The 22058-nt window shown below is 62.7% G+C and carries 25 protein-coding genes; 13 read left to right on the forward strand and 12 right to left on the reverse strand.

Going from position 1 to position 22058, the window contains the following annotated elements:
- Positions 1 to 65: 65 nt before the first annotated feature.
- From MOV80_RS04390 to MOV80_RS04405, 4 genes are all read left to right on the forward strand, one after another.
- On the forward strand, positions 66 to 608 hold the full coding sequence (locus MOV80_RS04390; RefSeq protein ID WP_019103452.1) for a DUF2059 domain-containing protein: 543 nt from the start codon (positions 66 to 68) through the stop codon (positions 606 to 608).
- Between the two features lie 146 nt (positions 609 to 754).
- Complete coding sequence (locus MOV80_RS04395) at positions 755 to 1558, forward strand: transporter substrate-binding domain-containing protein (RefSeq protein ID WP_249604863.1); 804 nt, start codon at positions 755 to 757, stop codon at positions 1556 to 1558.
- A 75-nt stretch (positions 1559 to 1633) separates the two neighbouring features.
- Positions 1634 to 2494, forward strand: a complete 861-nt coding sequence (locus tag MOV80_RS04400) for an NYN domain-containing protein (protein WP_043589221.1) — start codon at positions 1634 to 1636, stop codon at positions 2492 to 2494.
- A 94-nt stretch (positions 2495 to 2588) separates the two neighbouring features.
- On the forward strand, positions 2589 to 3107 hold the full coding sequence (locus MOV80_RS04405; protein ID WP_019102489.1) for a GNAT family N-acetyltransferase: 519 nt from the start codon (positions 2589 to 2591) through the stop codon (positions 3105 to 3107).
- A gap of 105 nt (positions 3108 to 3212) precedes the next feature.
- On the opposite strand, the gene pyrI is transcribed toward MOV80_RS04405, so the two are convergent.
- The 4 genes from pyrI to MOV80_RS04425 all read right to left on the reverse strand — a co-directional run bounded on the left by pyrI (position 3213) and on the right by MOV80_RS04425 (position 7639).
- Positions 3213 to 3671 (reverse strand): aspartate carbamoyltransferase regulatory subunit, encoded by a 459-nt coding sequence (gene pyrI, locus MOV80_RS04410; protein WP_249604864.1) that lies wholly within the window; start codon positions 3669 to 3671, stop codon positions 3213 to 3215.
- A gap of 20 nt (positions 3672 to 3691) precedes the next feature.
- The gene (gene pyrB, locus MOV80_RS04415) at positions 3692 to 4612 is read right to left on the reverse strand and encodes an aspartate carbamoyltransferase (protein WP_043589230.1); all 921 of its coding nucleotides are present in this window, start codon (positions 4610 to 4612) and stop codon (positions 3692 to 3694) included.
- Positions 4613 to 4920: 308 nt separating this feature from the next.
- Positions 4921 to 5535, reverse strand: a complete 615-nt coding sequence (locus tag MOV80_RS04420; RefSeq protein ID WP_249604865.1) for a LysE family transporter — start codon at positions 5533 to 5535, stop codon at positions 4921 to 4923.
- Between the two features lie 28 nt (positions 5536 to 5563).
- Positions 5564 to 7639 (reverse strand): methyl-accepting chemotaxis protein, encoded by a 2076-nt coding sequence (locus tag MOV80_RS04425; RefSeq protein WP_019100851.1) that lies wholly within the window; start codon positions 7637 to 7639, stop codon positions 5564 to 5566.
- A 493-nt stretch (positions 7640 to 8132) separates the two neighbouring features.
- On the opposite strand from MOV80_RS04425, the gene MOV80_RS04430 reads away from it, so the two are divergent.
- Positions 8133 to 9347: an HD-GYP domain-containing protein gene (locus tag MOV80_RS04430; RefSeq protein WP_249604866.1), complete on the forward strand. Its 1215-nt coding sequence runs from the start codon at positions 8133 to 8135 to the stop codon at positions 9345 to 9347.
- A gap of 27 nt (positions 9348 to 9374) precedes the next feature.
- On the opposite strand, the gene MOV80_RS04435 is transcribed toward MOV80_RS04430, so the two are convergent.
- Positions 9375 to 10100 (reverse strand): 16S rRNA (uracil(1498)-N(3))-methyltransferase, encoded by a 726-nt coding sequence (locus MOV80_RS04435; protein WP_043589927.1) that lies wholly within the window; start codon positions 10098 to 10100, stop codon positions 9375 to 9377.
- 97 nt (positions 10101 to 10197) lie between these two features.
- Between MOV80_RS04435 and MOV80_RS04440 the strand changes: the two genes are divergently transcribed.
- On the forward strand, positions 10198 to 10983 hold the full coding sequence (locus MOV80_RS04440) for an inositol monophosphatase family protein (RefSeq protein ID WP_198001721.1): 786 nt from the start codon (positions 10198 to 10200) through the stop codon (positions 10981 to 10983).
- Between the two features lie 7 nt (positions 10984 to 10990).
- Here MOV80_RS04440 and MOV80_RS04445 read toward each other — a convergent pair whose 3' ends face one another.
- From MOV80_RS04445 to MOV80_RS04465, 5 genes are all read right to left on the reverse strand, one after another.
- Positions 10991 to 11338 (reverse strand): DMT family protein, encoded by a 348-nt coding sequence (locus MOV80_RS04445; RefSeq protein WP_019101577.1) that lies wholly within the window; start codon positions 11336 to 11338, stop codon positions 10991 to 10993.
- A gap of 9 nt (positions 11339 to 11347) precedes the next feature.
- Positions 11348 to 11539, reverse strand: coding sequence for a Lar family restriction alleviation protein (locus tag MOV80_RS04450; protein ID WP_019101576.1), 192 nt, complete (start codon positions 11537 to 11539; stop codon positions 11348 to 11350).
- Between the two features lie 75 nt (positions 11540 to 11614).
- Positions 11615 to 12949: an SGNH/GDSL hydrolase family protein gene (locus tag MOV80_RS04455; RefSeq protein WP_081549133.1), complete on the reverse strand. Its 1335-nt coding sequence runs from the start codon at positions 12947 to 12949 to the stop codon at positions 11615 to 11617.
- A gap of 261 nt (positions 12950 to 13210) precedes the next feature.
- Positions 13211 to 14224: a class I SAM-dependent methyltransferase gene (locus MOV80_RS04460; protein ID WP_081549161.1), complete on the reverse strand. Its 1014-nt coding sequence runs from the start codon at positions 14222 to 14224 to the stop codon at positions 13211 to 13213.
- Positions 14225 to 14425: 201 nt separating this feature from the next.
- On the reverse strand, positions 14426 to 15790 hold the full coding sequence (locus MOV80_RS04465; RefSeq protein WP_019101573.1) for an SGNH/GDSL hydrolase family protein: 1365 nt from the start codon (positions 15788 to 15790) through the stop codon (positions 14426 to 14428).
- A gap of 283 nt (positions 15791 to 16073) precedes the next feature.
- Here MOV80_RS04465 and MOV80_RS04470 point away from each other — a divergent pair, with 283 nt between their 5' ends.
- Both MOV80_RS04470 and MOV80_RS04475 read left to right on the forward strand, forming a co-directional pair.
- A complete protein-coding gene (locus MOV80_RS04470) occupies positions 16074 to 16949 on the forward strand; it encodes an HD domain-containing phosphohydrolase (RefSeq protein ID WP_019101572.1) in 876 nt (291 codons plus the stop codon).
- Between the two features lie 207 nt (positions 16950 to 17156).
- Positions 17157 to 18092, forward strand: coding sequence for an alpha/beta hydrolase (locus MOV80_RS04475; protein ID WP_043589241.1), 936 nt, complete (start codon positions 17157 to 17159; stop codon positions 18090 to 18092).
- Between the two features lie 162 nt (positions 18093 to 18254).
- On the opposite strand, the gene MOV80_RS04480 is transcribed toward MOV80_RS04475, so the two are convergent.
- Together MOV80_RS04480 and MOV80_RS04485 are read right to left on the reverse strand one after the other, a co-directional pair.
- The gene (locus MOV80_RS04480; protein ID WP_249604867.1) at positions 18255 to 18839 is read right to left on the reverse strand and encodes an SIS domain-containing protein; all 585 of its coding nucleotides are present in this window, start codon (positions 18837 to 18839) and stop codon (positions 18255 to 18257) included.
- A 193-nt stretch (positions 18840 to 19032) separates the two neighbouring features.
- The gene (locus MOV80_RS04485) at positions 19033 to 19752 is read right to left on the reverse strand and encodes a helix-turn-helix transcriptional regulator (RefSeq protein ID WP_043589245.1); all 720 of its coding nucleotides are present in this window, start codon (positions 19750 to 19752) and stop codon (positions 19033 to 19035) included.
- A gap of 329 nt (positions 19753 to 20081) precedes the next feature.
- Here MOV80_RS04485 and MOV80_RS04490 point away from each other — a divergent pair, with 329 nt between their 5' ends.
- From MOV80_RS04490 to MOV80_RS04510, 5 genes are all read left to right on the forward strand, one after another.
- A complete protein-coding gene (locus MOV80_RS04490; protein ID WP_019102031.1) occupies positions 20082 to 20495 on the forward strand; it encodes a Mor transcription activator family protein in 414 nt (137 codons plus the stop codon).
- Positions 20496 to 20634: 139 nt separating this feature from the next.
- Positions 20635 to 21057 carry a M15 family metallopeptidase gene (locus tag MOV80_RS04495; RefSeq protein WP_019102032.1) on the forward strand — a complete coding sequence of 141 codons (423 nt, stop codon included), beginning with the start codon at positions 20635 to 20637 and terminating at the stop codon, positions 21055 to 21057.
- A complete protein-coding gene (locus tag MOV80_RS04500) occupies positions 21054 to 21278 on the forward strand; it encodes a hypothetical protein (RefSeq protein WP_227105798.1) in 225 nt (74 codons plus the stop codon). The genes MOV80_RS04495 and MOV80_RS04500 overlap by 4 nt, the downstream gene beginning before the upstream one ends.
- Positions 21278 to 21856 (forward strand): hypothetical protein, encoded by a 579-nt coding sequence (locus tag MOV80_RS04505; RefSeq protein WP_052051851.1) that lies wholly within the window; start codon positions 21278 to 21280, stop codon positions 21854 to 21856. The genes MOV80_RS04500 and MOV80_RS04505 overlap by 1 nt, the downstream gene beginning before the upstream one ends.
- The gene (locus MOV80_RS04510; RefSeq protein ID WP_043589247.1) at positions 21853 to 22050 is read left to right on the forward strand and encodes a TraR/DksA family transcriptional regulator; all 198 of its coding nucleotides are present in this window, start codon (positions 21853 to 21855) and stop codon (positions 22048 to 22050) included. Before MOV80_RS04505 ends, MOV80_RS04510 begins: the two co-directional genes overlap by 4 nt.
- Positions 22051 to 22058: the final 8 nt, after the last annotated feature.

Raw genomic sequence — 22058 nt, forward strand, 5'->3', positions numbered from 1 at the left:
GCCGGTGTTTTCGCGTCGGCCTGGCCGACGCCAGCTGTTTTCAACTCAAAGCCAAAGGATTCCACATGTTCGCATCACGCCCGCTCAAAGCCGGCCTGGCCGCCCTGGCGCTGACTTTGCCGCTGCTGGCGCACGCCGACGCCGCCCAGGACGCCGCCGTCAAAGAGTTGTCCGCCACGCTGAACCTGAACAATATGCTGCCGGAACTGGCGCAGCGCACCACCGCCAGCGCGATGCCGCTGCTGCAGGAATACTTCGTCAAGAACAAGATCAAGCTGAGCGAAGCTCAGCAGAAGAAGGCGCAGGAAGGCTTCAAGACCTACGGCGAGAACGTGCACAAGCTGGCCAGCGATTACTTTGGCTCCAGCACGGCCAAGCAGCAGTTCGAGCAGACTGTGGCCAAGGCTTACAGCGCCCAGTTCAGCGCCGACGAGCTCAAGCAGATCAATGCTTTCTACAAGACCGCAGCGGGTCAGAAACTGCTGAAACAGCAGCCGCAGATCATCAACACCATTGCCGGCGACACCTTGAAAGCCGCCGAGCCGGTGCTGCTGCCCAAGATGCGCGCCGCCGCGGAAAGCTTCGGTAAGAGCATCGCCAAAAAGTAAGCGCATCCGCGCTTCGCCGTCAAAGCCGCCCGCTGGGCGGCTTTTTGTTTGCCGCGCGCGGTTCCGGGTTCGTTTAGCGGCCAGTCCATCTCCTTGGCGCGCGTAGCGGCTATAACGTGTTTATCGACACGAATTATGTCATTCAAATGATCAGATCGGGCTTGTTGTGGCTGCTGTTGGCCGGGCTGGCGCAGGGCATCGCGGCAGCGCCGCCGCGCCAGGTGGTGGTTTTGGTCGACAATGGTTATCCGCCGTATTCCTATGAGAAGGACGGACGGGCAGAGGGCGTTTACAACGAAGTGTTGCGCGAGGCGTCGCAGCGCTTGTCCGGCTATCGCATCGAGCTGCGGCCTGTGCCGTGGAAGCGCGGCCTCTCCGAACTGGAGGCCGGCCGCGCGCCGGCGTTGTCTCCGCCGTACTACCGTCCGGAGCGCGACTACATGGGCTATTCGGCGCCGTTCTGGCAGGAGCAATTGGCGGTGTATTGCCGGGCGGACATCATGCGGGCGCCGCGGCCGCATTGGCCGGCGGATTTCCTGGGCTTGCGCTTTGGCAACAACGCGGGTTTCCGCCCCGGCGGCAAGGCATTCTGGCTGGCGGTGCAGCGCGGCGAGATTCAACTGGACGAAGCGCCGGACACTCAGGGTAATCTGCTGAAGCTGGTCAATGGCCGCATTGATTGTTATTTGAACGACAAGCTGTCCATTCTCTATGTGCTGGAGCGGCTGCAGCGGCGCGGCGCGATCAGCGCGGAGCAACGCGGCGGACTGGCGGCGGCGGCCAGCCTGAACGGCGAGTGGGCTTACGTCGGCTTCGCCAAGCGCGGCCAGCGGCGTTTTCCCTATCTGGACGATTTCATCCGGCAACTGAACGCCGTCCTGGAGCAGATGAAGCGCGAGGGGCGGATTGCCGCCATCGTGGAGCAGACATTGCGCGCCCCGCCGCCGTAGCGGCGTCCGGCCGCCGGTTTTGACAGCCGCGGCGGCCGGTTTTAGCATGACTCAATCGTTTTACGGAAACCAAGCATGGAAAATCGCAAACTGGCGGTATTGATCGATGCGGACAACGCGCAGTCGGCGCTGATCGCCGAGTTGCTGGCCGAGGTGGCCAAGTACGGCACCGCCGTGGTCAAGCGCGCTTACGGCGACTGGACCACCAGCCAATTGAAGGGCTGGAAGGAAGTGCTGCACCAGTACGCGATTTCGCCGATTCAGCAGTTCGCCTACACCAAGGGCAAGAATTCCACCGACTCCGCGCTGATCATCGACGCGATGGACCTGCTCTATACCGGCAATTTCGACGGTTTCTGCCTGGTGTCCTCGGACAGCGACTTCACCCGCCTAGCTACTCGACTGCGCGAGTCCGGGTTGATGGTGATCGGCCTGGGCGAGCAGTCAAAGACGCCGCGGCCCTTCATCGCCGCTTGCGACAAGTTCGTGTTCACCGAGATTTTGCGGCCGGAGCCGGTGGCCAAAAGCGTGGCCGACAAGCCCAAGGCGCGCAGCACGCGCAGCCGCGCCAAGCCGCAGCCGGAGAAGGAGCGCCATCCGTTGCAGGACGTGTTCACCAATGCGATCGAGGCGGTGGCGCGCGACAGCGGCTGGGCGGAGTTGTCGGTGGTGGGCACTTATCTGGCCAAGAACGATCCCTCGTTCGACCCGCGGGTCTACGGTCATTCCCGGCTGTCGCAGATGGTGAAAAAGCTGGACTTCCTGACGGTGCAGGAAAGCCGAAACGGCTCCAAACTGCATTGCGAAATCCGGCTCAAGCACGATGGCGAGCCGGTTCCGGCCGCCGCGTCCACGCCGCCAGAGGCCGATCCACCGCCGGAAGCCCCAGTGCGCAAGAAGCGCAGCCCGCGCAAAAAGCCGGCGGCTGCCGCTTGAAGCGGCTGTTGGTACACTGTTTGCATTCCAAGGATCCGGGCCGGCGCATGCGGCCGCGATCCACACAACAAGCCACATCATCAAGGGACAGAACATGATTATCCGCGACGCCACGCTGGAAGACCTGGCGGCGATACTCGACATCTACAACGAGGTTATCGCCACCACCACCGCCATCTATAACGACGATCCCCTGTCCGCCGGCGAGTTTGCCGTCTGGTTCCAGGACCGTGCCGCGGCCGGTTATCCGGTGCTGCTGGCGGAGGAGGACGGCAAGATCCTGGGTTTCTCCAGCTTTGGCGATTTCCGCGTCAAGCCGGGCTACCGCTTCACCGTGGAGCACAGCGTGCACCTGTCCGCCGACGCGCGCGGCAAGGGCATTGGCACCGCCTTGGTGCAAGCCTTGTTTCCGCGCGCCAAGGCGCTGGGCAAGCACACCATGATAGGCGCGGTGGACGCCGCCAACGCGGGTTCTATCCGCTTCCATGAGAAATTGGGTTTCCAGCAGGTGGGCATGCTGCCGCAGGTGGGATTCAAGTTTGGCCGCTGGCTGGACCTGGTGTTTCTGCAGCGCTTTATCGACGGCGCCAGCGAGGGGCCGTCTGCGTCGTGAGCCTGAAATGAGAAGCGCCGCAGATGACTGCGGCGCTTGCTCGTGCTTTTTACCACTGTCGAACGCAGTGTTTTCTTGATATTTCTCTATTCACCCTTGTACGACTTAGCGCACCTCTGCAACGATATCCCTACTGAACACCTTTTCGCAATACTTGCATTTCATTTTTGTGTCGCGCACCTGAGGTTTGACGTAGAAAAAGCTGGTCACCGGCTCGTTGTGCGAGATGCAGTTGGAGTTGGGGCAGGAGAAGATGCCTTCGATGGTGTCCGGCAGCGCCAGCTTGTGTTTTTTGACCACCTCGAAGTTGTCGATCACGTTAACGGTGGCCTGCGGCGCGAACAGCGCCAGCTCGTTGGCCTGTTCCTCCGACAGCGCGATGTTCTCCACCTTGATGATGTCCTTGGCGCCCATGTGACGGCTGGAAAGGTTCAGCCCCACGGTGACGCGCTCTCCGGTTTCGCTGAGTTTGAACAGACGCAGGATGACCAGGCCCTGGCCGGCCGGGATGTGGTCGATGACGGTGCCTTGCTTAAGCGCTTCTACGGTGCGGGTGTATTGCATGATGGTTTCCTTTTCCTGAATCAGACGGTCTCGTTCAGCACCAGAGACAGCAGCGCCTGGCGCGCGTAGACCCCGTTCTTGGCCTGTTCGAAGTAATAAGCGTGCGGCGTGGCGTCCACGCTGGTTTCGATCTCGTCGACGCGCGGCAGCGGGTGCAGAATCTTCATATTGGTGCGGGCGCTGTGCAGCATGTCGGCGCGCAGCACGAACTTGCCCTGAATCTTCTTGAACTCGGCCTCGTCGAAGCGCTCGCGTTGCACTCGGGTCATGTACAGCACGTCCACTTGCGGGATCACGTCGTCCAGGCTGCCCACCACGGTGTACTGAATGCCCTTTTCATCCAGTTCTTCGCAGATGTAGTCCGGCATTGCCAGTTGCTCCGGCGCCACAAAGTAGAAGCGCGCGCCGAACAGCGACAGCGCCTGGGTCAACGAATGCACGGTGCGGCCGTATTTGAGGTCGCCGACGAAGGCGACGGTCAGGTTTTCCAGCGTGCCCTGGGTTTCCCTAATGGTGAACAGGTCCAGCAGGGTCTGGGTTGGGTGCTGGTTGGAGCCGTCGCCGCCGTTGATGATGGGCACGGCGGAGAACTCGCTGGCCAGGCGCGCCGCGCCTTCCTTGGGATGACGCATCACCACCGCGTCGGTGTAGGAGCCGATGATCTTGATGGAGTCCGCCAGGGTTTCGCCTTTCTTGGCGCTGGTGTTGCCCCCGTCGGCGAAGCCGATGATGCTGCCGCCCAGCCGCTGCACCGCGGTCTCGAAGGACAGACGGGTGCGGGTGGAGGGCTCGAAGAAACAGCTCCCCACCAGCTTGTCTTTCAGCAGGTCGTTGCGAGGCTGTTGTTTCAGGCGGGCTGCCGTGGCCACCACCAGCTCCAGTTCCTCGCGGCTGAAGTCCGGTATGGAAATGATGTGTTTGCGGTAGAGGGGGTTGGCCATGGTCGCGTCCTTTCAATATTGGCTTTATGAGTCGCGGGTAAAAAAAAAGCCCCTGGAATCAGGAGCTTGTTTTATTACTGCGTCGGGGTTCGGGAACGGCAACGGCTCGCGCCAACGCCAAGTCGCCGCCGTGGCGGGCGGTGCGTCGTGCGGGAAGCGTTTTTGCGTGGGTCATTGCCTGTGGTCCGAACAAAATTGCGGGATTGTAATCCCAATTCCTGCACGACGGTAAGACCCGTGTCGCATTTATCAAAATTGATGGCAGAAAAAGGACACTTCCACCTGCGCAGCAGACTATGAACAGGTTCTTAGCGCAGCGCGTATTTGATCCCCAGGCTGAGAAAGCAGACGCCCAGCAGACGGTTGAGCAGCAGGCGGGTGCCGGGGGCGAACGCGCGGCGGCGCAGGTGGCCCGCAAGCCATACCAGCAGCGCCAGGTAGAGCATATTGATCAGGCAGAATACCGTGGCCAGCTGCGCGAAGCCGGCCGGGCCGGCGCGGCCGGCTTCCAGGAATTGCGGGAAGAAGGCCATGAAGAACAGGATGGCTTTGGGGTTGGCCAGGGTGATCAACAGCGAGCGGCGGAAGCAGGTGCCGGCGCTGTGTCGCGCCGGCGCGGTCATGGCCGCGGCTCCGCCGTCGCGGTGGAACAGCAATCTCGCGCCCAGCCAAGCCAGATAGAACGCGCCGGCGTAGCGCAGCAGTTCAAACCAGCCGGGGTGGGCGGCCAGCAGCGCCGCCACGCCGCCGCCGGCAAGCGTGATCAGAATTAGATCGCCGGCCAGCAGACCGGCCTGGGCCGCGTAGCCGGCGCGCAGCCCGCCGCCGCTGAGCGCGCTGAGGATAGACAGGGTGCCGGCGCCCGGCGTGACCACCAGCAGCAGCGAGGCGGCGACAAACGGCCACCAGTCAATTGCCGTCATCAGGGCTTTCCTTTCATCGTTTGGCGGTTCAGGTACGGAAGTCGCCTACCAGTGCTTCCAGTCGCGCCGACAGTTCGCGCAGATGGCTGACCGAGGCGGCCACTTGGCGCACCACGTCGCTATTGCTCTGCGCCATGCTGCTGATGCGCTCCACGTTCTGAGCGATCTCCAGGCTGGCCGCGGACTGCTCGCGAGTGGAGGAGGCGATGTCGACGATGCTGCCCACCAGGCCGTGGCTGCGATCCAGCACGGTTTGCATCGCCTGGTTGGCGTCTTCGGCGATGGCGACGCTGTTGCCCACCAATTGGCTGCTCTTTTGCACGTCGCTGACGGCGTCGCGGGTTTCCTGGCCGATGGCGTTGACGATGCGGCTGATCTCCACCGTGGCCTCGGCGGTCCGGCCGGCCAGATTGCGCACTTCGTCCGCCACCACGGCGAAACCGCGGCCCATCTCGCCGGCGCGCGCGGCTTCGATCGCCGCGTTCAGCGCCAGTAGATTGGTTTGGTCCGCGATGTCCTTGATCACGTTGACGATGGTGCTGACCTCGGTTGAGCGCGCGCCCAGGACATTCACCCGATCCGCCAGCGCGTGCATATTGTCGGTCATGCGGCGGATTTCGGCGGTGACCTGGTTGACGGTGGAGACGCTCTGCTCGGTCAGGCGGCCGGTTTCCCTCGCGGTGCTTTCCGCCAGCTGCGCGGTGTTGGCGATGTGCTGCACGCTGACGGTGACTTCCTCCACGCCGGCGGCTGTGGCGCTGGCGGCGTCCGATTGCGAAGCGGAGGCGCTTTCCACCTGGCGAGCGGACTCTTGCAAGGAGACCGCCGCCGCGGTGACCGCCTGGCTCTGTTCGCGCACCTCCACGAACATATCGCGAAGGCTGGCGATAAATCGGTTGAAGGCGTCCGCGGTGCGGCCGATTTCGTCGCGGTTGCTGATTGGGATGCGGATGGTCAGGTCGCCTTTGCCGGAGGCCAGTTGCTCCATGGTGGCGGCCAGATGGTTCAGCGGCCGGGTCAGCGCGCGCACCACGCCGGCCAGCACCAGCAGAATCAGCGCCAGCGCCACCGCGCCTATCAGCACCGCGGTCAGGCTTTGCCGCCGCGCGTCGGCGGTGATGGCCGCGGTGGGTATGCTGACGCCCAGCGTCCAGAACTGGCCGGTATTGGCCACTTTCACAGGGTGAAAGAAGTGGGTGAAGCCGCCGGCCTCGTAAACGAAGTCTTCGCCTTGCTTGATCTTGCCCAGATAGGGCGTCAGCGGGCTGTCCTTGGGCGCGGGTTTGCCCAGCAGGCCGGCCTCAGGATTGACCACGTAGAGGCCGCCTTCGGACAGCATGCTGACATAGCCGGTTTCATATAGCCGGATCTGGCCGAATTTCTTTTGCAGGTCGTCCAGCGCGATGTCGGTGGCGGAGACCCCCAGCATTTTGCCCGCGGCGTCTTTGATCACCACGGCCAGCGAGCTTTCCAGGATCTTGCGGTTCTGCACCTCGTAGGGGTAGGGCTCGGTGATGGTGTCGCGGCCGCGTTGCTTGGGCACGTAGTAGAAATCGCCCCAGCCCGGTTTTTCGTAGTCGGGCTGATAGCTTTCCGGGTGATCCTTGAACTTGGGGAATTCCTTGACGCGGTCCGCCGACATCATCACGTCCATTTGCGCTTTGCCCTTGTCGTTCTTGGTGATGTAGGGCTGATAGCGGCCGGTGGGGTCGTGGCGAGGCCAATCCATGCGGAAGCCGTTGTCGTTGCCGTCGAAGGCGTTTGGTTCCCATAGCATCCACAGGCCCACCGACTGAGGCGCGTTGTCCAGCATCTGCTGGATGGTGTTGTCGGTGTGTTTACGGTCCGGATGCGCGACGCGTTGTATGCCCAATACCGCGTCGGCTAGGTGGCGCGGCAGGGTGAAGTTGCGGGCAAAGTCGCTTTCCGCGTCCTTGGCGTAGCTGCTGGCCTGTTCAGAGGCCAGCTTGTAGCCTTGGTCCACCGCCGAGCTGTAGCTCTGCCAGGCGATCAGGCCGATCATGACGGCGAAGCCGATGGCGATGGCGGCGGCGGCCACCAGAATGATGCGGGTGCTCAGGCGGCCCCATTTCTGCTGTTTCATTCTTCTTTCCCCAGTACCTTGCGAAGCTTGTTATAGGGCGGCTTGCCGCGGTAGCGCGCGAGCGGAGGCGAGGTCCGGCCTCTTGCCCTTATTTATAGACATTAAAGCCAGAGGCCCGTACCGGTCCATGCCGATGCGCTAAAAGCCGGCCGCGGCGCGGCGGAACGTGGGGAGCGCGCCACAATGGCCGCGGCGGCAATATTTACAGCCGCGTGACAAGTGGCGGCGCACTGCGTTATCTAGCAGGCTTTGCGCGAGCTTGACGGAGAATTCGCATGTCATGCGGCGCCGCTTATTTAGCCGTCGGGCTAATGGAATACCTTGCAAATGCCGATAGCGGAGTTGATGCTGAAAGAAGGCGCGCCTGGGGGGAACCGGGCGTGCAGGTCCATTTGCGTCGGTGATAGCGGCCGGTGGGGTCCTGGTGACAGGGTGGCGGAGACGCATGCGCGCGGCGGGCGGCACAGACGCGCGGCGGGATAAAGAGCACAGAATGATCAAGTGCATAGAAGTGGCCGATCTCAAGGTGGGCATGTACATCCATGATCTGAACTGCGATTGGATGTCGCACCCCTTTTTGCTTAAGCGTTTTTTGATCAAGCACGAGGAAGAGATCCGCAAGATTGCCGATTCCGGCATTCACGAGGTGTATATCGACACGCGCAAGGGAATGGACTTGCCCTCCGCGCCCAGCGCCACCGAAGTGAAAAAGCTGTTGGAGGAGCAGATCCGCGAGTTCGGCAGTAACGAGACCATTCTGGAGCGGCAGGTGGAGGCGGGCTCCGAGTTTGGCCGCGCTCAACTGATCCACAGCGAAGCCAATCAGATCATCCAGGGCATTCTCAAAGACGTGCGTCTGGGCAAACAGGTGGAACTGGAGATGGTGGAGCCGTCGGTGAGCAAGATGACTTCTTCCATCCTGCGCAACGGCGGCGCGTTGCTGTCGCTGTGCCGAATCAAGGACAAGGACAACTACACCTTCCAGCATTCAGTCAGCGTCGGCGCGTTGATGGTCAGCTTCTGCAACGCAATGGGGATGAGCAAGGAGGTGATTCATCACGCCGGCATCGGCGGCATGCTGCACGATATCGGCAAGATGAAGATTCCGGACCGCATTCTCAACAAGCCGGGCAAATTGACCGAGCAGGAGTTCACGGTAATGAAGTGCCATGTGGTGGAGAGCAAGCAGATCCTGCTGCAAACCACCGGTATTTCTGAAACCGCGGTGCTGGTGGCGGCGCAGCACCATGAGCGTCACGACGGTAGTGGTTATCCGGCGGGCCTCAAGGGCGAGGAGATTTCCCAGTTGGGGCAGATGGCAGCCATCGTCGACGTGTACGACGCGTTGACTTCGGACCGCTGTTACCACAAGGGCATGGCGCCCACCGACGCCTTGCGCAAGATCTACGAGTGGTCCAAATTCCACTTCAATCCGCAACTGGTGCAGGCGTTCATGCGCAGCATAGGCATTTATCCGATCGGCACCTTGGTGCGGCTGGAGAGCGGCCGTCTGGGCGTGGTGGTGGAACAGAACGAAAGCAATCTGATCTCGCCCAAGGTGAAGGTGTTTTTCAGCACCAAGAGCAATGTCTACATTCCGCCGGAGATGGTGGATCTGTCGCGCGGCATGGGGTTCGGCGGCGGCGACCGCATCGTCAAACACGAGTCGCCGGATAAGTGGAAGATTGATCCGCTGCGTTTCCTATAGTGGGACCGAGCCCTAGCGCCGCTCTGGCTAGCGGTAATCCCCCCACACCGTTTGCATCGCCGCCACCGCGGCCAGCGCCGCGGTTTCGGTGCGCAGAATGCGCGGCCCCAGCTTTAGCGGCGTCCAGCCGGCGCTCAGCGCCGCGGCCTCTTCGCGCGCTGAGTAGCCGCCCTCCGGGCCGGCCATCAGCCAGGCGCGCTTAGGCGCGGCGGCGATGTCGGCTAGGCGCTGAGTGCCCACCGGCGACAGGATCAGCCGCGCGTCGGCGTTTGGCGCCTGTTTCAGCCATTGCTCCAGCGACAGAATGGGCAATACTTCAGGAATGGCGTTGCGGCCGCTTTGCTCGCAGGCGGAAATCACGATTTCCTGCCAGCGCGCCACGCGCTTGTCGGCGCGCTCGCCGGACAGTTTGACGATGGAGCGCTCCGCGGCGATGGGTTGAAACGCGGACACGCCCATTTCCACGCCCTTTTGCAAGGTAAACTCCATTTTGTCGCCGCCGGAAATGGCTTGGGCCAGGCCCAGCCAGATAGGCGTTTCACGTGAAACCTCGTCGAAGCCTTCGATGCGGCAGTGGGCGTCGCGTTTCATCACCGCGTCCAGCACGGCGGAGTACTCGCCGCCGCGGCCGTTGAACAGGGTGACGGCGTCGCCGGCATTGAGCCTCAGCACCTGGACATGGCGCACCACGGTGTCCGGCAAGGCAAGCGTTTGGCCGACGCTGAGGTCGGCGTCAATGTAAAACCTGGGCATGACGTATTGAAAGTCGCTGTTGATACCGGTATTTTGCTTTGTTTGCTGCGATTGCAGCAAATGGGATTGCAGCGGCCTTGGGGGAAAACGAATGCAGGTGCTGGAAAAGGTGATGCAGGTGCTCAGGGAAGTGGCGCGCGACGAGGTGATGCCGCGCTTTTTGCGCGTGGGCAAAAGCCGCAAGGACGACGGCACGCTGTTCACCGAAGCCGATATGGCTTGCCAGCAGGCGCTGCAGGCCGCTTTGCCCCGCATTCTGCCCCACCCGGTGTTGGGCGAGGAGATGGAACTGGCCGAGCAAGACCGGTTGTGGGCGGAGAATCAGGACGGCTTGTGGGTGGTGGACCCGATAGACGGCACCACCAACTTCGTCAACGGACTGCCGTATTTCGCTATTTCCGTCGGCCTGATGGTGGGCGGCAAAAGCCGGCTGGGCGTGATCTACAACCCGGTGTCCCAGGAAATGTTTTACGCCAGCCGCGGCGAGGGCGCCTTTCTGAACGGCCAGCGGCTGCCCTTGAAAACCGTGGTCAACACCATGTGCGACGCCATTGCCAGCGTGGAGGTCAAATATCTGCGCTCCGGCAAGCTGGCCGCGCGCATCGGCAGCACCTGCCCATGCGGCAGCTTGCGCAATCTGGGCTCCAGCACGCTGGACTGGTGTTATCTGGCGGCCGGCCGCTACGATCTTTACCTGCACGGCGGCCAGCGCTTGTGGGATTACGCCGCCGGAGCGGTGATTCTGGAGGAGGCCGGCGGCCAGATCGCCAGCCTCAACAGCGACGACTACTGGAGCGATGTGATCTGGAAGCGCTCCGCCATCGCCGCGCTGAATCCGGAGCTGTTTTCTCAATGGCACCGCTGGGTGCGCGCCAACCAATAGCCCGGCTTCAGCCGCGGAACATGAAGTAGACCGCGCCCACCAGGCACAGCCCAGCCCATACGTAGTCCCAGCGGAAAGGCTGGTTCATGTAAAAGACCGCGAACGGTATGAATACCGACAGCGATATCACTTCCTGAATGATCTTCAGCTGCGACAGCGTCATCACGCCGTAGCCGGCGCGGTTGGCCGGCACCTGCAGCAAATACTCGAACAAGGCGATGCCCCAACTTGCCAGCGCCGCCAGCCACCAGGGTTTGGACGACATGTCCTTCAAGTGGGCGTACCAGGCGAAGGTCATGAACACATTGGACAACACCAGCAGCAGCGGCGTCAGAAGATAGGGCGAGAGATTCATGATGCGTGCTCAGCGGGAGGCGTTCCAGTTGGCGACGGCTTCTTTTTTGTTGTCGGCCTGAGCGCCGATGGCGCTGCAATTGCCGTTGTCCGGGTAGCGGCTGCATTGTACCCAGAAGCGACGGGAGCCCGCCTTGACCAGCAGTGCGGACGCGCCGCATTTGGGGCAGGGTTTGAGGACAGTTTGCGGAGCTTGGTTCATGGCGGGATGTCCGGCTAAAACCGGCATCTTACCCCAAGCCGCCGCGCGATGGCGGCAGCCTGGGGGCACATTCGCCTAGCGCCGCGTCTTCAGCGCCGCCGTGGCGGAGACCGCCGGATCCGCCGCCTTGACGAAGTTGGCGATGTAGGCGCCCAACAGCTTATGGGTGTGAGTGGTGGGGTGCAGCACGTCCCAAAACACGAAGGCGTCCGGATTGCCGCATTCCGCGCGCGGTTTCTGTTCCCAGATATAGGGCAGGCTGGCGTTGCCGGCGATGTCCAGGCAGGACTGAGTGGTATTGCTGACCTGATACTTGGCCGGGTTGTCGAGCAGGTCGTCGAACAGGGCGTTGCTGTCGAACAGGTTCAGCTTCAGCGTGCTGCCGTATTTCTGTTGCAATTGCGCCACCAGCAGCGCCAGTTTGGCGTTGTAGTCGCGCACCTGCGGCGCCAGCGCGGCGGCCTTGCCGCTGGCCTGGGCCGCCGGAGTGCGGGCCAGGTTGGGCAGGTTCAGCACCACGATGTGGCGCGCGCCGGCGCTGATGATGCGTTCCAGCGCCTTGCCTTGGTCTGCAATCACTTGGTCCACGGTGCGGCCGTAGTTGAGCAGGTCGTTGCCGCCGATCAACATGGTGAACAGGGTGTTCTCCGGCCGGTAATTGGCGGCTTTCTGCATGTATTGCGACCACGATTCCACCTGCTGCAGCAGGCCAGGCACCACCAGGTGCTGATCGCCGGCGGAGCCGCCGATCGCCCAGTTGTAGATCGGCAGCTTTAACTGCTCGGCCAGATATTCCACCCATACCCGATCATTGCTGAAGCGGCCGATGAACCAGCTTTTGGCGTTGGGCAGCCGCCATTGGGACGCGCCGTACATGTTCTGAGTGTCGGACAGGCTGTCGCCGAACACGATCAGCTTGTTGACGCGCGCCGGCTGGCTGGCGCTGTCCTGGCTCCAGATAGTGTGGTTGTAGGACATCTGGTTGTTGGCGGCGGCGTAGAGCGCCACCGGACGGTTGATTCCCTTGGCCGCCAGCGTTTTCTGGCAGACCCCGGCCAGGGTGTCCTGAGCCACATCGCTATAGAACATATTCTTCAGCGCGACGATGCTGCCGGACCACCAGTAACCGTTGACGCGGTAGTAGTCGCCGCTGCTGGGGTCCAGCGCCCAGTGGTAGCTGGTTTGCGGTTTGGCGGGGCCCATGTCCAGCCGGTAATAGCAGCGCAGATAGGTGTAGGTGGCGGCTCCCATCGCCACGGCCGGTTTGGCCGCAGCGGCCTTGACCTGGGCTTCGCTGAGCGGCCCGCCTGGAGACAAATAGTCCAATTGCGGGTCCAGCTGGGCGTGAGCCAGGCTGGCGGCGAACAGGCCGGCGGCGGCCAGCAGGCCCCATAGCAGTTGAGGTTTCATAGAGACTTTCCCGATACGTGATTTGAGTCAAGCTGTCTGTTGTATGCCGTCTAGCGCGGCTGTTTCGGCGTGGTGCCGTATCGGGATATTTAAGTATTTGCAGATGAAAATATACGGTAATTTTAAGCGATGCGTAAAAATGCCATATGGCTTAAATGCTGTGGCTTTTTATGCGAAAACGCCCGCGCAAGGCGGGCGTTTGGCGAGATTGGATCTGGCCGCGGCAATCCGGCCGGGGCCCGCTGCCGTCAAGAGCACAGATCAGACGCTGAGCGCGACAATCTTCAAGGGATGCTTGCCGTCCGGGCTGGGAAAGTCCGCGTCTGGGACGATCCATTCCGCCGCGCGCACTTCGCGGCCGGCCTTGGCCGCGCTGCGCTTGAGCGAATCCAGCCAGGCGTCGCCGTCCACCTGCGCAACGTTGTTGCAGCAAATCAGCGTGCCGCCCGGCGCGGTGGCCAGCAGCGCCGGCTTGAACAGCGCCTGGTAATCGTTGATCAGGTCCACCACGCCGAAGGGGCTCTTGGAATAGCGCGGCGGGTCCAGAAACACCAGATCGAACTGACGCGCTTCCAGTTTGGGGAAGGGCGGCATTTTCTTGCCGCGCACGCGCTCGGGCTGGCCGATGCCGGACAGCTGGCGGATGGCGGCGAACACATCGCTCTGCACGCAGCGCGGGCGGGTGGTCAGCAGATTGAGCTTAGCGTTGGCGCGGCCCACGCTGAGGCTGGATTCGGCGAAGTCCACGTTCATCACGAAGCTGGCGCCGGCCTTGGCCGCGGCTACGCCGACGCCGCAGGTGTAGGCGAACAGATTCAGCACGCTTTTGCCGGCCGCCAGCTCCATCACGCGCCGGCGCGCGGCGCGCAAATCCAGGAACAGCCACGGGTCCTGGCCTTTATGGCGAGCGCGGTAGTGGTAGTTGACGCTTAGTTCGCGAATGGTGTGGTCGGCTTCGGCCTCGGCTTGCTGTTCCAGCGTCAGCGCGTTGCCGATGCGGGAGTTGCCGGCGCTGCGGTCGTTGTAGACCAGCGGCAAGCCGGGGTGGCTGGCCTGGTAATGGGCGTGGATCGCCGCCAGCTCGTCGTCGCTCAGCGGCTGGTGGAAAGTCTGGGCCAGCAACTGTTCGCCGTAGCGGTCCACGGTCAGGCCGGGCATGCCTTCCACGCTGCCGTGGAATAGACGGTAACAATTGGTGTCTTCGGCTTGCAGCCGGGCGATCAGTTCTGCGCGCGCGGCTTCGGCGCTTTGCAGCAATGGGGTCAGGGAGGACATCGGGGGCCTTCGCTTGCGGTTCCGGGCCGGCTCGCTGCGCGGAGGCGGGCGCGCCGGAAAATCCTTCATTGTATGCGCTGCCGTCGTCGCGCTCAAATGCGTGTCCGGAAAAGCCCTTGCAAAACAACAGGCCGCCGGTGGGCGGCCTGCTGGGGAAGGGCTGGGTCGCTTGCTTGATTCAATCGATTTTAGAACCGGTCCTCAGCGTCGCGGCAGGGCGGCCAGGCCGGCGGAGCTGTTCAGGAAGCCGTACACCTCGTCCGCCAGCACTTTGTGGGTGCGGGTGGTGGGGTGCAAGGTGTCCCAGAACACGAAGCTGTCCGGATTCACGCAGTTGGCGCGAGGGCTCTGGGCGCTCAGGTAGTTGGTGCTGGAGTCCGCGTTGATGTTGAGGCAGGACTGGGTGACGTTGTTGAACTGGTAGGCGGCGGGGTTGCCCAGCACCTTGTTGAACAGCGCGTAGCTGTCGAACACGTTCAGCTTGAGGCCGCTGCCGTATTTGAGGCGCAGCTGGGCGGCCAGCGCGTTCAGGCGCTGGTTGTAGTCGCGCACCTGGACGGCCACCTGGGCCGCGCCGGACTTGAACTGGAACACCGGCGCCCGCGACACGTCGGGCAGATTGAGCACCAGGATGTTGCGCGCGCCGGCGTCTATCAGGCTGGTCAGCGCCTGGCTCTGGCCGCTGATCACCTTGTCCACCGAGTTGTTGTAGTTCACGAAATCGTTGCCGCCGATCAGCATGGTGAACAGCGTGGTGGCCGGATCGTAGTCGCGGGCCTGCTTCATGTAGTCCTTCCACGACTGCACCTGTTGCAGCACGCCGGGGATCACCAGCTTTTGCGTGTCCACGCCGGCGCCGCCTATCGCCCAGTTGTACACCGGCAGCTGCAGGCGGCCGGCCAGATATTCCACCCACACCTGGCCGTTGCTGAAGTGGCCGAGGAACCAACTGTTGCGGTTGGGCAGCGTCCACATGGAGGCGTTGTAGACGTTTTGGTTGTCCGACAGGCTATCGCCGAAGGCGACGATCTTGTTGATGCTGGAACCCTGGCCGGCCTTGTCGTTGGTCCATACCGTGTAGTTGAACGACAGCTGGTTGTCGGCGGCGAACACCATCGCCGGGTTCTGCTGAATGCCCTTTTTCTGCAAGGTGCCGCGGCAAACCGATTGCAGCGTGCTTTGCGCCACGTCGGTGTAGTACATGTTCTTCCAGTCCAGCGCGCTGCTGGACCACCAATAGCCGTTCAGGCGGTAGTAGTCGCCGCTGCTGGGGTCCAGGCCCCACACGTAGTCGGTGGTGGGTCTGGCGGCGTCGCCGGTGCGGTAATAGCAGCGCAGATAGGTATAGGTGGCGGGGCCGGGCACCGACATCAGCTCGATATTGGCGTCGCCGCGCGCGGCACGGCTCATGGGCGCCGGCGGGGCCGTCTTCAGCAGCTGTTCGCGGCTGAGCGGGCCGGACGAAGACAGCACGTGGCTGTAGCGAGGGTCGGGCTGAACCGGTTCGGCGGTGGCGGAGTGGCTCAGCGGGATCAGGGCAAGGCCCAGCAATAGCAGCGATTTCATTGTTGTCTCCTCGTGTGGGGCGCCGTCAGGCGACGGCGCGAACGCATGGACCGCGCCGTTGGCGGCGCGCGATCCGCGTGCCGTCTAGGCTAGCCAAGAAAAATGAAAATTTCATGCAAATGGAATGATTGCTCTATTTCTGGGCGCTCGACTGTCGTATTGCTGCCAGCGCAGCAAAGCCGCATTGATATGCCATATTGAAATCATTCGGCCTGAGTCGCCGCGGGAGCGCTTGCAGATATCGCTCTAGCGGCCGGGCCCCATCGGCATGCGGGGATGAAAGATGCGACAAGCGCGGGAGCTTCTGAAAACGCTGTACACGATGGCGATGATGGTGGAGGCGCGCGATGCTTATACCGGCGGGCATTTATGGCGGGTGTCGCGCTTGTGCTATGCGCTGGCCGATAAGCTGGGCCTGCCGCAGTCCGAGGTGGAGCGCATTGCGCTGGGCGGCTTTTTGCACGACCTGGGCAAGGTAGGCGTGCCTGACGCGGTGTTGAACAAGCCGGACAAGTTGAGCGACGCCGAGTACGAGGTCATCAAGACCCATCCGCGAGTGGGCGCCGACTTGCTGAGCGATCATCCTTTGGCTGAGTTGGCGCTGGACGCGGTGCTGAGCCACCATGAAATGCCGGACGGCCGCGGCTACCCGCAGGGATTGAGAGACAAGGAGATACCGCTGGCGGCGCGCATCGTCGGCATCGCCGACGCCTTCGACGCGATGACCAGCACCCGGCCGTATCGGCGGGGCATGCCCAAGGAGCGCGCGCTGGCCATCATACGGGAGAATCTGGGCACCCAATTCGACCGCGAACTGGGCGAACGTTTCATCCAGTTGGGCGAGGCTGGCCGGTTCGATCACGTCATCGGCCATAGCGAGCCGGGCATTCCCTTGCAATGCTGCGCGGGCTGCGGCCCTATCATCGCCGTGCCGCGAGGGACGGCCGACGGCGAGGAGATCTTCTGTCCCAGCTGCGCCGGCGGCTACAGGCTGACGCGGCGCGGCCCGCTGCTGGAACTGGCCCCGTCAGGCCATTCCAACCCGGTGTTGGCGCGCCAGCCGCGTAGCGACCCAGGGCTGATAGACGATTTGCTGTTGGGCGCCGAGCAGTTGTTGCAAACGCGCAAACCCAGCCTGCTGGAGCGTTTGTTCGGCTAAAGGGGCGTCGGCGCGATCCAGCCGGCGCAAGGGACATGACAAGCGTGCTCGCGCACTTGCGCGGCAATACCAATGGTATAAGCTGCTTAAGTCCCCAGACGGACCACCCGCCGACGCTGGGCGCGGCAGCGGTCTATGCCGGGCATCCCTCTTCCTCTCGCTTGCGCCCGCGCGCCGTCCGTCACGCCTGGGCCTATAGGAGCTTGCATGCATCAGCTCGATCCCGCTCTGGCCGTTTGGCTGGAGGAGTACAACCGCGAATTGGCCGAACTGGTGGCCAAAGGCTACAAGGCGACGTCGATCGGCGCGCGCGAAGCGTTAGCCAATCTGACGAGACAGATGGTGACGCCGGGACCGGACATCGCTTGGGTCAACGACGACCTGGTGCCTGGGCGCGATTTCACCGTGCCGGTGCGCATCTACCACCCGAACCCGCAGCGCGCGCTGCCGGTGCTGGCGTTTTTCCATGGCGGCGGACACATGGTGGGCAGCGTCAGCGTTTACGATCCGATTTGCCGGCGGCTCGCCGCCGCCAGCCAGCACGTCGTGGTGGCCGCAGACTACCGTTTGGCGCCGGAAAGCCCCTACCCGGCCGGTTTGCAGGACGCGGCCGTCGTGGCCAAGGGCTTGTGGCAGGCGCTTGACGCGCGCGGTCTGCCCTATGCGCGCCAGCTGTCGCTGGCCGGGGACTCCGCCGGCGGCGCGCTGACGTCCAGCCTCAGCGCTTTGGGCCAGTACGACGCATCGTTGCGGATCAAGCGCCAAGTGCTGATCTATCCCAGCGTCGACTACACCTTGAGCCAGCCGTCGGTGGATGAGAACGGCGAAGGCTATTTGCTGACCAAGGCGCGGGTGGCCTGGTATTTCGATAACTACTTCCAGCACGCGGAGAACCGCTTGCTGGCCTCGCCGCTGCATGGAGAGTTTAGCCGCAAGCTGCCGCCGACCTTGCTGGTGTCGGCCGGCTTCGACCCGCTGCGCGATGAGGCGTTTCTCTACGCGGATAAGCTGCGCGCGGCGGAGGTGGAGGCGGAGCACCTGCACTTGGAAGGCATGGTGCACGCCTTTCTCAATCTGGAGGCCATCGTGCCGGACGTTTGCCGAGAGGTGTATCAGCGCATCGGCGTCTTCCTCAACCGTTGACGCTATTCAATGCTTGCCGCGCTTTGCGGAACGCAGAACCGCCGCCGGAGAGCCCGAGCGGCGGTTTTTTTGCGGCCGAAACATGCCGTTGTACTGACAGGCGTCGCTTATGGCGGGGTGCGCGTCGTCAGCATAATGGCAAGCGTGACGGAGCGGGGAAATTCAATAGTTTTCCGGGCAGAAGTGGCGTTCCACCAGTTCGATCAGAATATGCAACACCTTGATGTGCAACTCCTGCACCCGGTCCGCAAACTGGCCGCCGGGCGTGTTGACGTAGACATCGGCCAGCGGCTCCAGCCGCGTGCCGGCGCGACCGGTGAGGATAATCACCTTGACGCCCATTTCGCGCGCCACCTGCGCGGCGTTGACGATGGTCTGGCTGTTGCCGCTGGTGCTGATGCCGATCAGCACGTCGCCGGCGCGAGCGTGGCTTTCCAGATAGCGCGAAAACACGAACTCGTAGCCGTAGTCGTTGGCCACGCAAGTCATGTGGCTGGGATCGGAAATAGCGACGGCGGCCATGCCGCGGCGGTTCTTGCGGTAGCGGCCGGTCAACTCCTCGGCGAAATGCATGGCGTCGCACATAGAACCGCCGTTGCCGCAGGAAAAAATGCGTCCGCCCGCGGCAAGGCTGGAGATGAGGGTTTGCGCCGCCGCGTCGATGCTGGCCAGCGCGTCCGGGTTGGCCAGAAGATCGGCCAAGGCGGTTTGCGCTTCGACCAGGCTGGCTTCGATGTGTTGAATCATGGTGGTGTCCGTTTCATGCGGTGCGGCAAAACCGCAGTTTACACCCGCAACGTCGGGCTCAGAACCTGTTTACGCTCTCGCGAGCAAGAGCGGGACTAGGCGAAAACGATTAAGAAAGCGGAACGCTCGCGCATTTCGGAGCGGCACTCACCGTGTGACGCTACGCGCTGCGCTGCGGATCGCAAACCGGTTCTTAGCCAATCTGCCGTCCAAACCAGACCACGCGGCCGATGACTTCGAACTCGCCGGTATTGCGCTGCAAGTCCACGGTAAAGGTCTCGTACAAGGGGTTGGCGCTGCGAACCTGCACCGCGCCGCCAGGCAAACGTTGTAGCTGCTTGACGAAGATGTCGTCGCCCATGCGGATCACGTAAAGCCCTTCGCCGGGAGAATGTTCGGCGGTGTTGACCAAGATGGTGTCGCGGTCCTCCAGCACGCCGCTCATGCTGTCGCCCTTGACGCTGATTACAGCCAGATCCCGTGCGGAGGCATTCAGGTGGTTCTTGATCCAGTATTTTCGGAACGCCATATAGAACATCGGCGCTTCTTCACTGGCATTGGAACCGAAACCGGCCGAGGCTTTCAGGTTATAGCGCGGGATAAAACAGAACTCCTCATGAACATTGTCCGGTACAAAACAATCCGGATCTCGTTCTAGTCGGATGGACGCGCCGGGCGGAGGGGCTGCGTCGTACTGCGGGCCGCTGCCGTGCAAAAGCCATTCCAGCCTGCAGCCGCTAGCCTCCGCGATCTTGCTGGCGGTTGCCGCGCGCGGCACGCCGCCGTGATACCACATATTGGTGAATGAACCTTTGTTGATTCCAATGCGGGTTGCCCAGGCGTAGGGCTTCTCCGCCCCAATCAGCAGTTCCAGCCGCTGCTTGAAGTCACTCTGTTCCAAGTTTTTTTCCATGTAGAACTCCATTTGGCGTGCGAGGCCGGCGCCACGGCCCGGTCAAATGCCCTGTACAAAAGGACAGGTAGTGACATCGTACTAATTGATCAGTTTTATGTTTTGAACTAAAATAGCACTTATGAACTCAAGGAAAGTTCAAAAAAAGTCAGCCCCAAGCAAGGCATCTGCCCAAGTACCTGCTGACGTGCTCGATTTCAATAGAATTCATGGGCTTGCCAGTGTTTAGAACGGCAGTTCTAAATGCGAATGGCTTGCCTAGTCTTGATTAATTATAACTCATTTAGAACTTATCGTCTTTGTCCCGTGATTTCAAGGAGATTTCCGCGATGACCGTAGCCAATATCGCCCCGGCCCTGCCCGAAACCATGCGCCTGGTGGCTGAGCTGATCGGCTTGCCGCGCACCTTGCAACTGGTGCAGGCCTTGGGCGGCACTACCTTGCCCATTTCCAAAAACCAAAGCAAGGCGGGCCAGTTGCGCTTCGCCGCGTTAGTGGAAGTGATAGGCGAAGACGCCGCCGCCAGCCTGACCCATCACTTTGGCGGCGACATCCTGTACGTGCCGCGCTGCAGCCAGGCCTTGCGCCTGGCGCGCAATCAGCAGTTGTTGAATGACTTCGACCAACTGCTGGAGCAAGGTCTGGGCGCCAACGAGGCGGTCAGCGTGCTGGCCATCCGCTTCCAACTGAGCGACCGCATGGTGTGGCGCGTGCTGAAAACGCCTAGTCAAGATCTGCATTAAGGCTATACGCCGCTTCCCCTCTCTTCCGATCTCTCCTGTTTGTTTCTAGCCGGTTCCGTCCACGCCTGGCAGGGCTGCGCGCGCGCCGCGCATGACGGCCGGCCAATGTGCCACGTTTCGTCAACAACAAGGAGTCTTCATGGCCAGCAGAGCTATTTCCGACCTGCATCCGCAGTTGCAACCCTTGGCCGAGGCGTTTGTACGGCGCTGTCGCGACGCCGGCGTGGAAGCCTTGATCACCTGCACCTGGCGTTCCGGCGCGGAACAGGACGCCTTGTTCGCTCAGGGCCGTTCCCGGCCTGGGCCGAAGGTGACCAACGCCCGTGCGGGCCAGTCCGCGCACAACGCCATGTTGCACGGCAGTCCGGCGGCGCGAGCTTTCGACGTAGTGCCGCTGATCGGCGGCAAGCCGGTCTGGGACGCCCACCATCCGCACTGGCAGGTGATGGGTGAGATCGGCGCTGCCTTGGGCCTGAACTGGTACGGCAGGGCCGACGCGCCGTTCCGCGAGTTTCCCCACTTTGAGTTGAATTCGACCAGCCTCGACAAGGAGAAGAAATGATGCGTCTGTCCGATTTGCTGACCCGGCCCGGTGGCCGCCGGCTGAGCCATTCCCGGCTGTGGGCGAACATCGCTTGCGCGGCCGCCACGCTCTTGTTCGTGGTGGAAGGGCTGCGCGGTACCTTGGGCGCGGATATCTGGTTGATTTATCTAGGTATCGTCGGCGGCTACTCCGCCGGCTTGCGTCTGATCGCCGCCTGGCGGGATCGAGGGGGCCGCTGATGGGGCCGGGCTTCGCATGGCTGAAATTGGGGGGCTGGCTGCTGCCGCCCTTGTTGGCGGCGGGCCTGGCCTATCCGCTGGGGCTGCGCCACGGCGCGGAGGGCTGGCGCGCGCGCTTGGCCGAACAGCGGGCGGCGGATCAAGGCCGTCAGGCCGCCGAGGCCGAGCGCGCCCAACGGCAATTGCAGGCCGCTTTGCAGCAGCAGCAACGTTTGAGCGAACTGCTGGGCCGGCAAGAAGCGCGCTTGCTGAGTCAACAACAGGATCTGCAGCAGCGGCTGCAAGACCAGAAACAAAGGATCGAATATGTCGTGCAACAGGATGGCGGCCGCTACGGCGGCCTTGGCCCTGACAGCCTGCGCCTCTACCGGCAAGTCCTCGGCTACACCGCCGCCGCAGTGCCCGCAACCGACCCCGTATCTATTGCAAATCCCCATCAAGCCGCCTCCGCCGGCGCCGGGCTACCGGCAGCAGACCTCCTGGCCCACGCCGCCGATTACGGCGCCTGGTGCCAGCAGCTGGAACAAAGGCTGACGGCGCTCGGCGGGCTGTTTACTTCCGAAGGACCACAACCATGAGCGATTTTTTCGATCGGGCCAGCGAGCTGGAAACCGAGTTCCGCGAGCAAGCGATTGCCCGCCATTACCAGCAGTTCGACCAGACAGGCTACAGCCACTGCGAGGATTGCGGCGACCCCATTCCGTCCGCGCGACGGGCGATCATGCCCAGCTGCACCCGCTGCGTGATTTGCCAACAACTGGCCGAAGGCTGAAAGGCGGG

This window comes from Chromobacterium sp. IRSSSOUMB001, from assembly GCF_023507765.1.
GTDB classification, from domain to species: Bacteria; Pseudomonadota; Gammaproteobacteria; order Burkholderiales; family Chromobacteriaceae; genus Chromobacterium; species Chromobacterium haemolyticum.

Coding starts and splice junctions, on each gene's coding strand:
- MOV80_RS04390 (WP_019103452.1), top strand. CDS start 66: ATGTTCGCATCACGCCCGCTCAAAGCCGGCCTGGCCGCCCTGGCGCTG.
- MOV80_RS04395 (WP_249604863.1), top strand. CDS start 755: ATGATCAGATCGGGCTTGTTGTGGCTGCTGTTGGCCGGGCTGGCGCAG.
- MOV80_RS04400 (WP_043589221.1), top strand. CDS start 1,634: ATGGAAAATCGCAAACTGGCGGTATTGATCGATGCGGACAACGCGCAG.
- MOV80_RS04405 (WP_019102489.1), top strand. CDS start 2,589: ATGATTATCCGCGACGCCACGCTGGAAGACCTGGCGGCGATACTCGAC.
- pyrI (WP_249604864.1), bottom strand. CDS start 3,671: ATGCAATACACCCGCACCGTAGAAGCGCTTAAGCAAGGCACCGTCATC.
- pyrB (WP_043589230.1), bottom strand. CDS start 4,612: ATGGCCAACCCCCTCTACCGCAAACACATCATTTCCATACCGGACTTC.
- MOV80_RS04420 (WP_249604865.1), bottom strand. CDS start 5,535: ATGACGGCAATTGACTGGTGGCCGTTTGTCGCCGCCTCGCTGCTGCTG.
- MOV80_RS04425 (WP_019100851.1), bottom strand. CDS start 7,639: ATGAAACAGCAGAAATGGGGCCGCCTGAGCACCCGCATCATTCTGGTG.
- MOV80_RS04430 (WP_249604866.1), top strand. CDS start 8,133: ATGATCAAGTGCATAGAAGTGGCCGATCTCAAGGTGGGCATGTACATC.
- MOV80_RS04435 (WP_043589927.1), bottom strand. CDS start 10,100: ATGCCCAGGTTTTACATTGACGCCGACCTCAGCGTCGGCCAAACGCTT.
- MOV80_RS04445 (WP_019101577.1), bottom strand. CDS start 11,338: ATGAATCTCTCGCCCTATCTTCTGACGCCGCTGCTGCTGGTGTTGTCC.
- MOV80_RS04450 (WP_019101576.1), bottom strand. CDS start 11,539: ATGAACCAAGCTCCGCAAACTGTCCTCAAACCCTGCCCCAAATGCGGC.
- MOV80_RS04455 (WP_081549133.1), bottom strand. CDS start 12,949: ATGAAACCTCAACTGCTATGGGGCCTGCTGGCCGCCGCCGGCCTGTTC.
- MOV80_RS04460 (WP_081549161.1), bottom strand. CDS start 14,224: ATGTCCTCCCTGACCCCATTGCTGCAAAGCGCCGAAGCCGCGCGCGCA.
- MOV80_RS04465 (WP_019101573.1), bottom strand. CDS start 15,790: ATGAAATCGCTGCTATTGCTGGGCCTTGCCCTGATCCCGCTGAGCCAC.
- MOV80_RS04470 (WP_019101572.1), top strand. CDS start 16,074: ATGCGACAAGCGCGGGAGCTTCTGAAAACGCTGTACACGATGGCGATG.
- MOV80_RS04475 (WP_043589241.1), top strand. CDS start 17,157: ATGCATCAGCTCGATCCCGCTCTGGCCGTTTGGCTGGAGGAGTACAAC.
- MOV80_RS04480 (WP_249604867.1), bottom strand. CDS start 18,839: ATGATTCAACACATCGAAGCCAGCCTGGTCGAAGCGCAAACCGCCTTG.
- MOV80_RS04485 (WP_043589245.1), bottom strand. CDS start 19,752: ATGGAAAAAAACTTGGAACAGAGTGACTTCAAGCAGCGGCTGGAACTG.
- MOV80_RS04490 (WP_019102031.1), top strand. CDS start 20,082: ATGACCGTAGCCAATATCGCCCCGGCCCTGCCCGAAACCATGCGCCTG.
- MOV80_RS04495 (WP_019102032.1), top strand. CDS start 20,635: ATGGCCAGCAGAGCTATTTCCGACCTGCATCCGCAGTTGCAACCCTTG.
- MOV80_RS04500 (WP_227105798.1), top strand. CDS start 21,054: ATGATGCGTCTGTCCGATTTGCTGACCCGGCCCGGTGGCCGCCGGCTG.
- MOV80_RS04505 (WP_052051851.1), top strand. CDS start 21,278: ATGGGGCCGGGCTTCGCATGGCTGAAATTGGGGGGCTGGCTGCTGCCG.
- MOV80_RS04510 (WP_043589247.1), top strand. CDS start 21,853: ATGAGCGATTTTTTCGATCGGGCCAGCGAGCTGGAAACCGAGTTCCGC.